The organism is Nocardia vaccinii NBRC 15922 (assembly GCF_001613305.1).
Taxonomy (GTDB): Bacteria; Actinomycetota; Actinomycetes; order Mycobacteriales; family Mycobacteriaceae; genus Nocardia; species Nocardia vaccinii.
In genome coordinates, this window is record NZ_BDCC01000009.1 from 291,916 (window position 1) to 305,532 (window position 13,617).

Annotated in this window: 13 protein-coding genes; 4 read left to right on the plus strand and 9 right to left on the minus strand. The window is 68.2% G+C overall.

The window, feature by feature from the left end; all coding sequences use genetic code 11:
* Positions 1 to 169: 169 nt before the first annotated feature.
* From NV1_RS05995 to NV1_RS06005, 3 genes are read right to left on the minus strand one after another with little or no spacing between them, the layout of a single operon-like run.
* Entirely contained in the window at positions 170 to 820 is a 651-nt protein-coding gene (locus NV1_RS05995) for a GNAT family N-acetyltransferase (RefSeq protein ID WP_067886720.1), read from the minus strand.
* 12 nt (positions 821 to 832) lie between these two features.
* Complete coding sequence (gene glp / locus NV1_RS06000; RefSeq protein WP_067886286.1) at positions 833 to 2,086, minus strand: molybdotransferase-like divisome protein Glp; 1,254 nt, start codon at positions 2,084 to 2,086, stop codon at positions 833 to 835.
* 57 nt (positions 2,087 to 2,143) lie between these two features.
* Positions 2,144 to 3,136 (minus strand): UTP--glucose-1-phosphate uridylyltransferase, encoded by a 993-nt coding sequence (locus NV1_RS06005; protein ID WP_067886288.1) that lies wholly within the window; start codon positions 3,134 to 3,136, stop codon positions 2,144 to 2,146.
* Between the two features lie 433 nt (positions 3,137 to 3,569).
* Between NV1_RS06005 and NV1_RS06010 the strand changes: the two genes are divergently transcribed.
* From NV1_RS06010 to mscL, 4 genes are all read left to right on the plus strand, one after another.
* Positions 3,570 to 4,169, plus strand: coding sequence for a 5-formyltetrahydrofolate cyclo-ligase (locus tag NV1_RS06010; protein ID WP_067886289.1), 600 nt, complete (start codon positions 3,570 to 3,572; stop codon positions 4,167 to 4,169).
* Between the two features lie 152 nt (positions 4,170 to 4,321).
* Positions 4,322 to 4,636: an FmdB family zinc ribbon protein gene (locus NV1_RS41910; protein ID WP_084525123.1), complete on the plus strand. Its 315-nt coding sequence runs from the start codon at positions 4,322 to 4,324 to the stop codon at positions 4,634 to 4,636.
* Between the two features lie 118 nt (positions 4,637 to 4,754).
* Positions 4,755 to 5,471 carry an SAF domain-containing protein gene (locus NV1_RS06015; RefSeq protein ID WP_084525124.1) on the plus strand — a complete coding sequence of 239 codons (717 nt, stop codon included), beginning with the start codon at positions 4,755 to 4,757 and terminating at the stop codon, positions 5,469 to 5,471.
* A 144-nt stretch (positions 5,472 to 5,615) separates the two neighbouring features.
* Positions 5,616 to 6,053 carry a large conductance mechanosensitive channel protein MscL gene (mscL, locus tag NV1_RS06020; RefSeq protein ID WP_067886291.1) on the plus strand — a complete coding sequence of 146 codons (438 nt, stop codon included), beginning with the start codon at positions 5,616 to 5,618 and terminating at the stop codon, positions 6,051 to 6,053.
* A gap of 86 nt (positions 6,054 to 6,139) precedes the next feature.
* Here mscL and NV1_RS06025 read toward each other — a convergent pair whose 3' ends face one another.
* From NV1_RS06025 to NV1_RS06055, 6 genes are all read right to left on the minus strand, one after another.
* Positions 6,140 to 6,820: an MspA family porin gene (locus tag NV1_RS06025; protein WP_067886293.1), complete on the minus strand. Its 681-nt coding sequence runs from the start codon at positions 6,818 to 6,820 to the stop codon at positions 6,140 to 6,142.
* A gap of 69 nt (positions 6,821 to 6,889) precedes the next feature.
* Complete coding sequence (locus tag NV1_RS06030; protein WP_067886295.1) at positions 6,890 to 7,567, minus strand: MspA family porin; 678 nt, start codon at positions 7,565 to 7,567, stop codon at positions 6,890 to 6,892.
* 659 nt (positions 7,568 to 8,226) lie between these two features.
* A complete protein-coding gene (locus tag NV1_RS06040; RefSeq protein WP_067672269.1) occupies positions 8,227 to 8,721 on the minus strand; it encodes a MogA/MoaB family molybdenum cofactor biosynthesis protein in 495 nt (164 codons plus the stop codon).
* Between the two features lie 95 nt (positions 8,722 to 8,816).
* A complete protein-coding gene (locus tag NV1_RS45505; RefSeq protein WP_373864591.1) occupies positions 8,817 to 10,082 on the minus strand; it encodes a S1C family serine protease in 1,266 nt (421 codons plus the stop codon).
* 971 nt (positions 10,083 to 11,053) lie between these two features.
* A complete protein-coding gene (locus NV1_RS06050; RefSeq protein ID WP_084525158.1) occupies positions 11,054 to 12,433 on the minus strand; it encodes a HAMP domain-containing sensor histidine kinase in 1,380 nt (459 codons plus the stop codon).
* Positions 12,434 to 12,576: 143 nt separating this feature from the next.
* Positions 12,577 to 13,269 carry a response regulator transcription factor gene (locus tag NV1_RS06055; protein WP_067886299.1) on the minus strand — a complete coding sequence of 231 codons (693 nt, stop codon included), beginning with the start codon at positions 13,267 to 13,269 and terminating at the stop codon, positions 12,577 to 12,579.
* Between the last annotated feature and the right edge of the window lie 348 nt (positions 13,270 to 13,617).

A 13,617-nucleotide genomic window follows, 5' to 3' on the forward strand; every position in this document is an offset into this window, starting at 1 on the left:
CGGCTCCCTTCCGGCGATGCGGGACGCACCACCGACGTCCGTAGGCTAATTCGGCCATCGCGAAATCCGTCGCAGGCGCGCCGTCAACATCTGTCCCAGGAGTAACACGGGTAAAGGCGCCGCGGACGGACCCCTCGCACATCCCTACTCTCTTCTCGCCCACGAATGATCATGCGGGAGCGGCGCCACCAGCACGGATGAGTCTGTCCACCACCGTGCCGGAAAGGTCCTCGACGGTCATCGCGACCAGGAGGTGGTCGCGCCACGCGCTGTCGACGTCCAGGTAGCGGCGCAACATGCCCTCCTCGCGGAAACCGACCTTGCGCAGCACCGCCTGGCTGGGCAGATTCTCGGGACGGACGGTCGCCTCCACGCGGTGCAGGCCCACCGGGCCGAAGCAGTGGTCCAGCCCCAGGGCCAGCGCGGCGGTCGCGACGCCCTGGCCGCCGACATCCTTGGCGACCCAATACCCGATCCACGCCGAACGCAATGCGCCGCGCACGATATTGCCGACCGTCAGCTGTCCACTGAAGGCACCGTTCACCTCGATGACCAGGGGAATCATCGCCCCACGCCGGGCTTCGGCCTTCAGGCTCGACCACAGTGACGGCCAGTTCGAGGGATGGTTGCGCGCCTCCCACGTCCCGCGGCCGGTAGGCTCCCACGGCTCGAGATGGTCGCGGTCGCGCATCCGGATGCGCGCCCACGCCGACGCGTCGCGCAACCGGACGGGACGCAGCGTGACCTGCCCGGCGGCCACCCGCACCGGTCCGAGGTGCGCGGGCCAGCCGGGATGCTGTGCGGCCCGAAAAACGTTCATATCCATAACTATTCAGCCACGTTGAGCGAGAAAGGCAACCTGGACCTCGTCGCCGGTGCGAACCTCGGTCACATCCGGCTCGAGCACGATCAGGCTGTTCGCCTCGGCCAGGGTGGAGAGCAGATGTGAGGAACCGTTCACGCCCAGCGGTTGCACCAGATAATCACCGGTCTGCTCGTCGCGCATCAACTGGGCCCGCAGATAACCGCGCCGCCCGGCCATCGAACTGACCGGCATGATGGTGCGCGCCCGCACCACTCGCCGCATCGGATGCCGTCTACCCAGCGCGATGCGGATCAGCGGACGCACCATCACCTCGAAAACCACCAGTGCGCCAACGGGATTCGAGGGCAGTAGGAAGGTCGGCACCTCGTCCCGGCCGAGCCGCCCGAAACCCTGCACCGAACCGGGGTGCATGGCCACTCGATCGATCGTCAACTCGCCCAGGCCGTCCAACGCCTCGCGGACCTGGTCGGACGCCCAGCCACCGACCGCACCGGCGATCACCACCACCTCCGAGCGGACCAGCTGCCCCTCGACCACGTCGCGCAGCCGCTTGGGATCGGCGCTGACGATGCCGACGCGGTTCACATCCGCACCCGCGTCCCGGGCGGCCGCGGCCAGCGCATAGGAGTTCACGTCGTAGACCTGGCCCGGACCGGGCGTGCGATCGATGTCGACCAGCTCACCGCCGATCGAGATCACCGACAGCCGCGGGCGCGGATGCACCAGCACCTTGTCCCGGCCCACCGCGGCCAGCAGTCCCACCTGCGCCGCGCCGATGATCGTGCCCGCCCGGACGGCGATATCGCCCGGCTGCACGTCGTCGCCGATGCGGCGCACGTAATCGCCCGTACGGACCGGCTCGTAGACCTTGATCCGAGCGCGGCCGCCGTCGGTGAAGTCCACCGGCAGCACGGCATCGGCGAGAGTGGGCAGCGGTGCACCGGTGTCCACGCGCACGGTCTGCCGCGGCTGCAACCGGATCGGCTGCCGCGAACCCGCCTCGACCTCGCCCACGACCGGCAGGGTCAGATCGACCGGATCACCGTTCTCGTCCCGGATATCCGCACCCGCACCCTGCACGTCCACACTGCGCACCGCATAACCGTCGATGGCCGCCTGATCGAAACCCGGCAGCGGACGTTCGGTGGCCACATCCTCGGCGCACAGCAGCCCCTGAGCTTCGGAGATCGCGACCCGGACCGGTCTCGGCGCAACTGCCGCCGCGGTCACTTTGATCTGCTGATCCTCCACCGAGCGCATGCAGCCCTTTCCTCACGTTCCGTGTCCGATGCGGCGCTCGCTCGGCTGCCCGCCAGACTACTCCGGCGAGGTCAGCTGCGGATCCCAGTCGGGGGCGAGTCGGTGCTCCAGCCATTCACGCAAGGCCGGCCCGTATTCGTCACGCTCCAAAGCGAAATCGACCGCAGCTCGAAGATAGCCGCCCGGGTTGCCCAGGTCGTGTCGCGACCCACGGTGGACGACGACATGGACCGGATGTCCTTCGGAAATCAACAGCGAAATGGCATCGGTGAGCTGCAATTCGCCACCCGCACCGGGTTCGATGCGGCCGAGCGCGTCGAAGATGGCGCGGTCGAGCAGGTAACGACCCGCCGCGGCGTAGGTGGACGGCGCGTCCGCGAGGTCGGGCTTCTCCACCATCCCGTTGACGCGCAATACGTTCGGGTTCGTCGCGTCGGGCACCGCCGCCACGTCGAATACGCCGTAGGCGCTCACCTGGTCCTTGGGCACATCGATGGCGCACAGCACCGAACCGCCGCGCTTGCGGCGCACTCGGCTCATCACGTCCAGGACGCCCGAGGGCAGCACCAGATCGTCGGGCAGCAGGACGGCGATGGCGTCCTCGTCGGGGTCCAGCACCTTCTCCGCCTGGGCCACCGCATGCCCCAGGCCCAGCGGCTCCTCCTGGATCACCGAGGTCACGTCGAGCAGGCCCGGCGCCTTGCGCACCTTCTCCAGGAGATGGAATTTGCCGCGCTCCTCGAGGGTGCTCTCCAGCATCAGATCCTCGACGAAATGCGCGACCACACCGTCTTTTCCGGGTGAGGTCACGATCACCAGACGAGCCGCGCCCGAATCGGCGGCCTCGGCGGCGACCAGCTCGATGCCGGGCGTATCCACCACCGGCAGCAGCTCTTTCGGCACGGTCTTGGTCGCGGGCAGGAACCTCGTCCCGAGTCCGGCCGCGGGGACCACCGCGGTGCGGAAGCAGGATTTCTCCGTCGCGGCGTCAGCTGACCCACCCGTCGCCCGACCGTCACCCCTCACGGAACCGCTGCGCGATGCTGTCATAAAGCACACCCTATCCATCAGTTTCGTCGGCCGGACGGGCTTCGCCCCGGCGCGGCACACCGGGAAGCCTAGGTGGCTGCCCCTGCGACCGCTCGCCGAGTTCCGCCCCATACCGCGGCGCGTCCGCGCGCCCGCCACCAGCGTGCTTGCACAATTCCCCGTCGAGTCGAGCGGGAAACCCTGGTCGCACGTGACCTTCGCGACGTGGTGTGCGCGAAGGGAACCCACCGCGAACAGGCCGGGGCGATGAACGCGCGGCCTACCGCGTCCAGCGGGCGAGTAGTCCGCCGCGTCGGGGACCAGAACCGGTGGGCGCGGGAGAGCTGCCCGGCGGACGGGCGCGAGGGGTCGCCTGGACGAGCCGCGGGCCGGTGGTGAGCGGTACCGGCGGCGGCGAGCGCACCCCGGGCATCGGCGTCCTATCGTTGTCCGCGTGGAGATCGCTGGTCAGCCGGGCAAACGTGAATGGCGCGCGAAACTGCTGGCGGCGCGGGCCGCGGCGGACCCCGCCGTACACCAGGCGGAGGCGGCCGCCCTGGCCGCCGCGGCGGCCCGGCTCGCGCTCGACGACGCCGAGCAGGTCTGGGTGGCCGCCTACGTGCCGGTGCGGGGCGAACCCGGTTCCGCGGCCATGCTCGACGCGCTCCGAACCGCGGGCGCACGGGTGCTCCTGCCGGTGACCGGCCCGCCGGGCCCCCTGGACTGGGCCGAGTACACCGGACCCGCGGCATTGCGTCGTGCCCGCTACGGCCTGCTCGAACCGACCGGCCCGCACCTGTCCCCCGCCGCCATCGCCCGGGCCGCCGCTATCCTGGTTCCCGCTCTGGCCGTGGATCGGCGCGGCGTCCGGCTCGGCCGCGGCGCGGGCTACTACGACCGCACCCTACCCGCCGCCCGCCCCGACGCGCGCCTCATCGCGGTCGTCCGCGACGAGGAACTCCTCGACCGCCTACCCGAAGAACCCCACGACCGCCGCATGGGCTGGGCCCTCACCCCGCGCGCGGGCCTGACACCGCTGTCCGCAGCGCACTGACCCGTGCCCCGGCGACGCCCTGCGCCCAGCTTCGACATCACCGTGTTCCGTGCTCGAAATCACCCCGGAATCCGGCACGGAATCAACCGGCGATTGGTGTTGTTGGCACTGTCGGCTGTAGAGTGCTAACGACGGAGACTGTGGAGGTTCCTGTGCCTACTTACTCGTATCAGTGCACGCAGTGTGGCGATAAGTTCGACATCGTTCAGAAGTTCACCGACGATGCTCTGAGCACATGCGAGAAGTGCGACGGCAAGTTGCGCAAGCTCTTCAATTCGGTCGGGATCGTGTTCAAGGGCAGCGGCTTCTACCGCACCGACAGCCGCAGCGGTTCGACCACCGCGAGCGAGCCCGCCAAAGCGGATTCCTCGTCGTCCTCGTCGAGCGATTCCTCCTCGAGCAGCTCCTCCAGCGAGTCGAGCAGCTCCTCCAGCAGCACTGCCGCCACGAGCACACCGGCTGCCTGACCCGTCGACGCTGTGGACGCATCGGATTTCGTCCACAGCTCCCGAGTTATCCACAGCCCAATTCCGACCAGCTGTTTTCCAGGCGGAGCGATATCGCACGGGCCGTAATGTCCCCGGCATGACGTACAGCGTGTCCGGCCGAGGCAGGTCGGCTCCAGACCGCGGCGGTGATATCGACCTCGGCCGCGCCCCGCGCTGGGAATGGTTGCGACACCGCCGGCCCGCCTGGCTGGACGGCACCCTCGCCCGCCGGATCCTGGCCGCGGCGCTCACCGCCTTGGCCGGATTCCTGATCCTGCGCGGCAACCCGGCCGCGGAGCGCGTCGAGGTCGTGGTCGCCGCACACGATCTGTCGCCGGGCCGCCCGATGGCCGCCGCCGATCTGCGCACCGCCACCTTCAGCCCGAACGGCCTGCCCGGGGGCGCGATCCACGAACCCGCGCCGCTGTTGGGGGCCACTCTTTCCGCACCCATGCGGGCCGGTGAGATCTTCACCGATCTGCGGGTGCTCGGGCCACGCCTGGCCGCGGCCGCCATCGCGGCGCACGATGCCCGGATCGTCCCGATTCGCCTGGCGGACAATGCCGTTGCCGAGATACTCCGCACCGGGGATCGGGTCGATGTGGTCGCCGCGGCCGAAGCCGACACTCCGGCCGCTACCACCGCTCGCACTCTCGCCGCAGGGGCCGTCGTGGTGTCGGTACCCGAGAGATCCGGCACCGGGAAAACACCTCGCCCCGAGGATCGCGTCGTACTGATCGCACTCGATTCGGCGCATGCCACAGCCGTCGCCGCGGCCTCGCTGCGGACGGCGCTCACAGTTATTTTTCAGTAGCGTTCGACTGATTCGCCAACAATTTGCCACAAAATCCCTCTAGCATCCCGGATACCCGATCTATGAGCGGTAATCATGGGTGTCCACCGCTATGACCAGACCATTCGACACTGGCCGGGTACGCCGGATGAGACAGGAGCAGCAATGCTGAAGGGTTTCAAAGACTTCGTATTCCGCGGGAATGTGATCGACCTGGCGGTCGCGGTCGTGATGGGCACCGCATTCGTCGCCATCGTCACTGCGTTCAGCGAAGGAATAGTCAAACCACTCATCGAGATATTCGGCGGAACCGGGGAGCTGGGCCTGGGATTCCGGATCATCGCCGATAAACCCGCGACCTATGTCGCACTCGGCCCGATCATCACCGCGGCGATCAATTTCGTCATCATCGCGGCCGTGGTCTATTTCTTCCTCGTGCTTCCGGCCGCTCGGGTCAAGAAGCGCTGGGGTATGGCCGATGCGCAAACCGAAGTCGAACTGCTGGCCGAGATCCGCGATCTGCTCGCCGAAGGCAACAAGAGCACAGGCGGTCGGCACGAATCCCGAATCGGAGCTGATTCCAAGGAGTTGAATCCCCTGTAGCACAACGGAATATGCCACCACCGATTCGGCAGTGGGCCCGGCGCAAAATGCGCCGGGCCCACCGTCATGCCGGAGAAAGAGTCCGATCAGCCCAGGCTGAACGGCTGGCCCCACAGCGTCACCCAGCTGATGACGCTATCGGTGGAGACCTCCACGCTGACGAACGAACGCGCCTGCGCGTATCCGCCGCAGCCGGTCAGGCCGATGGTCTCGTCCGCCCACGCGACCGAGCCGTCGTTACCGGTGAACGGCGTGTAGGACTTGTGGACGTCCGCACCGAAGTCGTCCTTCTTCTCCAGGTCCAGGACGTAGAACGCCTGCGCCTGGCCGGGGCCGAGGGTCAGGTTGCCGCCGGTGCCCACCGAGGCGCTGGGGGTGACGTTGCCGGAGCTGTCCCAGCTGGCGCCGACACTCGGCGCCGCGTTGACGCCGCCGCCGGAGATGTTCACCTGGCAGCCGACGACATATCCCGGATAAATGTGGCCGCCGGTGGCGGTCGTCTTACCGGAGATGTGCACATGCGCGGTGGCCGAGGCCCACGCATTGCGGTGCAGCGGAGTCGAACCCATGGACGGGTTGATGTTCGCCGACTCGCCATCCATCCAGATGTGGACGGAGGTGCCATCGGTCAGGTTGCGGACGATGCTGCCACCGGGCAGCGGGACGAAGGTGTCGGCGTTCGCGGCGCCGGTCGAGAACAGACCTAGAGCGGCGGTGGCCACGGCACCGACGCCGGCCACACGTGCCAGAGTCTTACGGATGTTCATATTTAATTCCCTCATGGGTGAATCGCTATGCGCGAGAAAAGAGTTGGCGCTTGGGACCACGCACGCACGTCAGCCGATGCTGAAGGGCTGCCCGTACAGAGTGGTCTTCGAGTAGTTGTTGCCGACAACTTCGACAACGGTGTAGGCACGAGCCTGTGCGTAACCCGCGCAACCCTGGATCTGCATCTCGGCATCCTGGTACTCCACCGAGTAGTGGCCGGGGTGCGTGATGTCGATCGAGTCGATCTGTACGAACTTGACCTGGCCGGGGCCGAGGTTCAAGCCGATCGATCCACCGAGCGATCCACTGGTGAGGCTGACGCTGCCGGAGATTCCGGCGGAAATGGCGTCGGTGCCGATGTCGACCTGGCAGCCGACGATGTAGCCCGAGTTGAGCTGCGACGCGCCATGGGTCGACGAATTGTTGGAGCCAGGTGTGTTCAACTGGCCGTTGTTCGGTCCGACCGTGGTGATCGGCGCATTGGGAACATCCGCCGCCGCGATACCCGACACCCAGACTGTACGGCCGGCACCGTTGTCTGCCATGGATGTCGAAATGTTGGCGTGCTCTTGGGTACGGGTGATGGTAACACCATCGGGACCCGCCTTGTGACCGTCCGGCAACGGCACGAAGGTGTCGGCGTTGGCAGCGCCGGTCGATAGCAATCCGATCGCAACGGCTGCCGCCGCCCCGATACCCGCGAAACGGGCACCGCGACGCGCACCGCTGGTGCGGTTCTCGCTCATATTTCCCCTCATCAGGTTATAGCAGTCAGCCTCGACCACCGAGGCTGATTTCCGACCCCGACCACCGGGGTTGGAAACGCGGCCCATTGCCGGGCCCAGCTCAGTCCATTCGCCAGCATGTTGCCGCCGCCTAACCGGCGACATGGGTCGCGCTACCGCCAGACCAACCTGTCGGAACCGGGCTACGTTCCGCCGGTACCGACGCCGAGACGCCGTTCCCGGGCCCTGAAGAGCCGCTGTGGTATAGCCCAAAGGCGAACATTAAACGCAGTGAGGAGACGCTGACAACGTAAGCTCATGTAAACATGTTGTGATCTAAATCACATTAGCGAATGCGCATGGAACGCCCGGCTCGAAAACCGTGTTAGCGCTCGCAAAATAGAACCGCAGCGAGTGACGGCTCTTATGCGCCAGAACGACGCATATGCGCTGACGGATCGATCATCCGTGATGAGGCGGGACCTGAGACCGCAACCATTCGTCGGATGATGTTCCCACAGTTGGGGATTCACCATCGGTACCGCGTTCATCGCTGGTGGTTTGCGGGAGGATGTCGCCGAAGATGCGCGCCAATTTCGCGGCATCGGCCGCCGAACGCGCGGAACCCTCCGCCCGGCGCGGGCGGAGGGTTCGATCGTCCTGGTCAGGGGTGGAACTCATTACTCGTCCAGACCGGACAACTCATCGATGACCCGGCTGACGAGCGGGCCGAGGGTGGCCATGCCATCGCGTACGGCGGCCCGGGTACCGGGCAGGTTGACCACCAGCGTGCTGCCGGAGATCCCGGCCAGGCCGCGCGACAGCCCGGCGTCGAGCGAGCCCGCGGCCAGGCCGGAGGAACGCAGCGCCTCACTGATCCCGGGTAGTTCGCGATCGAGCACCTCGGAGGTGGCCTCGGGGGTGACATCGCGCGGGGACATGCCGGTACCGCCGACCGAGATCACCAGGTCCACACCGCCGATGACGGCGGTGTTGAGCGCGTTGCGAATCTCGACCTCGTCGCCGGCCACCAGAACCGTGGCGTCGACCAGGAACCCGGCCTCGGTGAGCAACTCGGTCACCAGGGGGCCCAGCGAATCCTCCCCGCCATGGGCGGACCGGTCGTCCACAATCACCACGAGCGCACGACCCGCCACAGGAGCATCGATTTCCATATCGCTAACCGTAGCGTCCGGGGGTGACAGGAAATCGGGTCCCCCGCTGCCGGATCGGCTGTCCGTCAGGAGGGTCAGGGGGCGCGGCGGGCGGCTCAACGGGTACCGTCCGCGGCGGCTCCGGCGAGGGTCACCTGGACCGTCTTCGCGTTCTGTCCGTTGGTGTCGGTGTAGGTCAGCGAGACCTTGTCCCCCGGCTGATGCGAGCGGACCGCGGCGACCAGCGCGTCACCGTTGTCGATCACCAGATCGCCGAGTTTGGTGACCACGACGCCCGTGGGGATGCCCGCCTTGGCGGCCGGGCCGTCGGCGGCGACGTCCTTGACCACCGCGCCGTTGGCGCTGACGTTGCTGGGCGCCTGGTTCAGCACGGTCATGCCGATCTGGGCATAGGTGGCGTGACCGGTCTTGATCAACTCGTTGGCCACCCGGCGCACCTGGTCGACCGGGATCGCGAAGCCCAGGCCGATCGAACCGCTCTGCTGACTGCTGTCCGAGCCTCCGCCCAGGGTCGCGATAGCAGTGTTGATGCCGATCAGCTTGCCGTTCATATCGACCAGGGCGCCACCGGAGTTGCCCGGGTTGATCGGCGCGTCGGTCTGCACCGCGGAGATCACGGTGCCGGTCGAACCGGACTCGCCGCTGGTGGACACCGGACGATTGAGCGCCGAGACGATACCGGTGGTGACCGTTCCGGCCAGGCCGAGGGGCGACCCCACCGCGACGACCGGCTGGCCGACCTGGAGTGCCTTGGAGGTGCCCAGGTCGATCGGCGTCAGGCCGGACTTGTTCTGCGCCTTGATGACCGCCAGATCCGAGATCGGGTCGATGCCGACGATCGAGGCGGAACTGGTGCTGCCGTCCTTGAACTGCACCTGCATCTTCGCGTCCGGCCCGGCGCCGCTGGCGACGTGGTTGTTGGTCAGGATCAGCCCGTCGGAGGACAGGATGACCCCGGAGCCCTCGCCCTCGGCGCGATCACCGGCCACCTTGATCATCACGACGCTGGGCACGACCTTCTGCGCGACCGCCTGCACCGATCCGGCGGGTGCGGTGACCGAGGCGGGATTGGCGTTCGGCGAGGAGTTGTCGAGCGCGTTGCCGACCGAGGAGCCGTTGCCCGAATCGGCGACCAGCGCGCCGACCGCGCCGCCGACGCCGCCCGCGACCAGCGCCAGCGCGATCGCGCCGGCGACCAGTCCGGCCCGGCCGCGCCGCGGTGGCGCGGCGGCCGCATACGGGGCGCTCGCGTACGCGCCGGGGTGCTCGGGACCGAAGGGCGAGCCCGCGACGGCCGGCACGGGACCGGTCGGCGGTTGCTGCCCGCCACCGGCCCCGTAGGCGTGCGGATACGGCGGCATCGGGGTGGTGTGCTGGGTCGGCATCTCCCGGGGCGCGTACGGCGAGTATTCCGGCGGCACCGAACCGGAGCCGGTCAGCTGATCGGCCGGCGGGAACTGACCGGTGACCGCCTGCTGCGGCCCTGATTGCGCGTACGGAGAGGGCGACTGGGCGAACGGCGACCGACCGTACCCGGGCTGCGCCGGCGAATCCGGCGACGGCTGCTGCCCGAAGCCGGGCTGCCCGAACGGAGATTCCTGCGCCGGAGACCGGCCGAAAGGCGACTGCGACGGGGTCGCCCCGCCCGGGGTCGGCTGCCCGAACGGCGACTGGTCCGAGCCGGGCTGCGTGAACGGCGCCCGCGGCACGGCAGATCCCTGGGACGCGGGCCCCTGCGATTCCGGTCGATCGAACGTCGTCCGGCCGAACGGTGACTCCGATCCGCCCGACGGCGTCTGCGCGGACTCCGGCTGCCCGAACGGCGACTGCGACGAGGACGACTGCGCGGAGGAAGACTGCGCGGAGGAAGATTGCGGCACAGCAGATCCGGACCACGGCGACTGCGGCGCGCCCAAACCCGGCTGCTGAGCCTCGGACTGCGATGCGCCCTGCTGGGGCGCCGACGGCTGCGCGGGCTCGTGCGAAGGTTTGTCCTGGCCCGCGACCCCCGCGGATCGACCGGCCTCGGCGGACTGCTGCTCGCTCGGCTGCGCATCGGGCGTCCGCCCCCGCAACTCCGAGTTCGCCGACGGCTGTGGCTGTTCCCGGTTGTCCTTCGGGTCCTCGGTCATCTTCTCGTTTCTCCTCACGTCTGCCGACCAGACTGATGACATCGACTGAGAGCGAACTGAGACGGCGCTTTCAGTTCTCCATCAGTTCTTCCGCGATCGTGGGCGGGCCGCCTTCGTAAGCTCAACCTACCGGCCCCCGCGGAACTCCGTCGACGGCATTCGGCGCACTGCACGGGGGTATTGCCCGTTTCGCCACCGGCCTATTGCACCGGCGGCGCCGGGTTCTCGCCGGGCAATACGATTCGGACGAGCGCACCGCCACGTCCGGAGGTCTCGATGGTGATCGTCCCGCCGTGCTTGGTCACCACCTGTTGCACGATCGCCAGACCCAGCCCGGAGCCGGGCATGGACCGAGCGGCCATCGTCCGGTAGAAGCGTTCGAAGACCAGGCGGCGTTCGGCGGGGGGAATTCCCGGTCCCGCGTCGTCGACGGTGATCTCCATCAGCCCGGGCCCGGTCTCGGCCATCGTGACGTGCACCTGATTCCCGGCCGGACTCCACTTCGCCGCGTTGTCCAGGACGTTCAGCACGGCACGTTCGAGTCCGGCCTCGTCGCCGTAGACGAACCAGGGGCACAGCTCGGCGACGAACTCCACTCCGGCGCGGCGGCGGCGCACCCGCTCGAGCGCCCGCTCGGTCACCCCGCCGACGTCCACCCGTTCGTAGACGTCCTCCGGGGCGTCCTCGCGGGCCAGATCCACCAGATCGCCGACCAGGGTGGACAGCTCCTCGATCTGGGCGACCACGTCGGCCCGCAACTCGGCCATATCGTCCTCGGGAATCCGCGGCGCGCCGGGCCGGGACGAGGCGATCAGCAGTTCCATATTGGTCCGCAGCGAGGTCAGCGGTGTGCGCAGTTCGTGCCCGGCGTCGGCGACCAGCCGCCGCTGCCGCTCGCGCGATTCGCCCAACGCGACCAGCATCGTGTTGAAACTCTCGGTGAGACGGGCCAATTCGTCGTCACCGGTCACCGGGATGGCCGCCAGATCGTCGGTGCGCGCGACTCGTTCGGCGGCCGCGGTCAACCGCGCCACCGGCCGTAATCCCGTGCGGCCGACCGCGGCTCCCGCTGCCGCGGCCACCACCACGCCGCAGCCGCCGACCACGAACAACAGCAGGGCCAGCCGGTCGAGCACCTCCTGGGTCGGTTCCAGGGATTGCCAGATCACCAGCGTCGCACCGGATTCCATATGCTCGGCGAGAATTCGCTGATTCCGGCTGGTGCGCAGGGAGAACGAGGACCGGCCGTGCGCCACCGCGACCTCGGGCGCCCCGATCGGCGAATCGGAGTTGCGGGACAACGAAACCCACTGATCGCTGCCGGGATAGTTCAGCGCGATGGATACGTCGTTGGAGTACAGCGCGCCGAGTTGCAGCACCTCCTGATAGTCCAGCGCGTCCAGGCGCTGGTCGATCATGCCGGTCGCCCTGGCCCGAAGTTGTTTGTCCACATCGGCATTCAGCGCGCGCGCCACCACCGCATAGGCGGCGATCGAGGTGACCGCCACCGCGATCGCCACGACCGAGGCCGCCAGCAGCGTCACTCGCCAGCGCAGCGACACCGACCGCGTCAGCGGCATCGGCGGGCGCAGATCGGGCGTGTCCGCGTGCGGGTGCAACCCGGCCACGACGTCGCGGCCGCGCCCGTTCCCATCGCGTCCCCGGCCGCCCGAGCCGCGCGCGACCGAACGCGGAACATGCCTTCCCACGATGACGCCCACTGCTACGGCGGGGTCTCGCGCAGCACGTAGCCGACGCCGCGCACGGTGTGGATCAGCCGGGGTTCACCCTCGGCCTCGGTCTTGCGCCGCAGGTAGCCGATGTACACCTCGAGCGCGTTACCGGAGGTGGGGAAGTCGTAACCCCAGACCTCCTCGAGAATGCGGCTGCGGGTGAGCACCCGGCGCGGGTTCGCCATCAGCATTTCCAGCAGTGAGAACTCGGTGCGAGTGAGACTGATGGCGCGTTCGCCGCGGGAAACCTCGCGGGTGATCGGGTCCAGCGACAGATCAGCGAACGTCATCGTCTCGGATTCGTCGGCGCCCGCCGCATCGGCGGAAGTCCGGCGCAGCAGTGCGCGCAGCCGGGCCAGCAACTCCTCGAGAGCGAACGGTTTCGGCAGGTAGTCGTCGGCGCCCGCGTCCAGGCCCGCGACCCGCTCGGAGACCGAATCCCGGGCGGTGAGAACGAGTATCGGCAGGTCGTCGCCGGTGCTGCGGAGCCGGCGGCAGACCTCGAGGCCGTCCAGCCGGGGCATCATGACGTCCAGTACCAGCGCGTCGGGCCGCTGCGCGGCCACCTGTTCGAGAGCGTCGAGCCCGTCGACCGCCAGCTCGACGGAGTAGCCGTTGAACGTCAGCGACCGCCGCAGCGATTCCCGTACCGCGCGGTCGTCGTCGACTACCAGAATGCGCATGCGATCCAGTCTGACCGCACCGACTGAGAGTCCACTGAGAAGCCCCCGTCCGACACGCCGACCACCGCGAGCCGGTGACCAGTCGCTTTACCCGCTCGCGCGGACACACGCATACGAAACACCTTGTGCGTGGCGAAATTACCGAATTTCAGAGCATAGAAGTCCGAATTGCCGTGGCCAAGTTCACGCGGTATGTTGCCTGCCGTAAAAGAAGACCTGCAGTCGGTTCTCCGGCGGTTGGACCCGAAGAACGTCAGTTCACATTGCGCAAATTCGAGCACGACGGGATCTGCGTTACCGCGAGGTAGCTCGAGAGCTGGCCGAGGATACAGCGCCTTCGGCACAGCG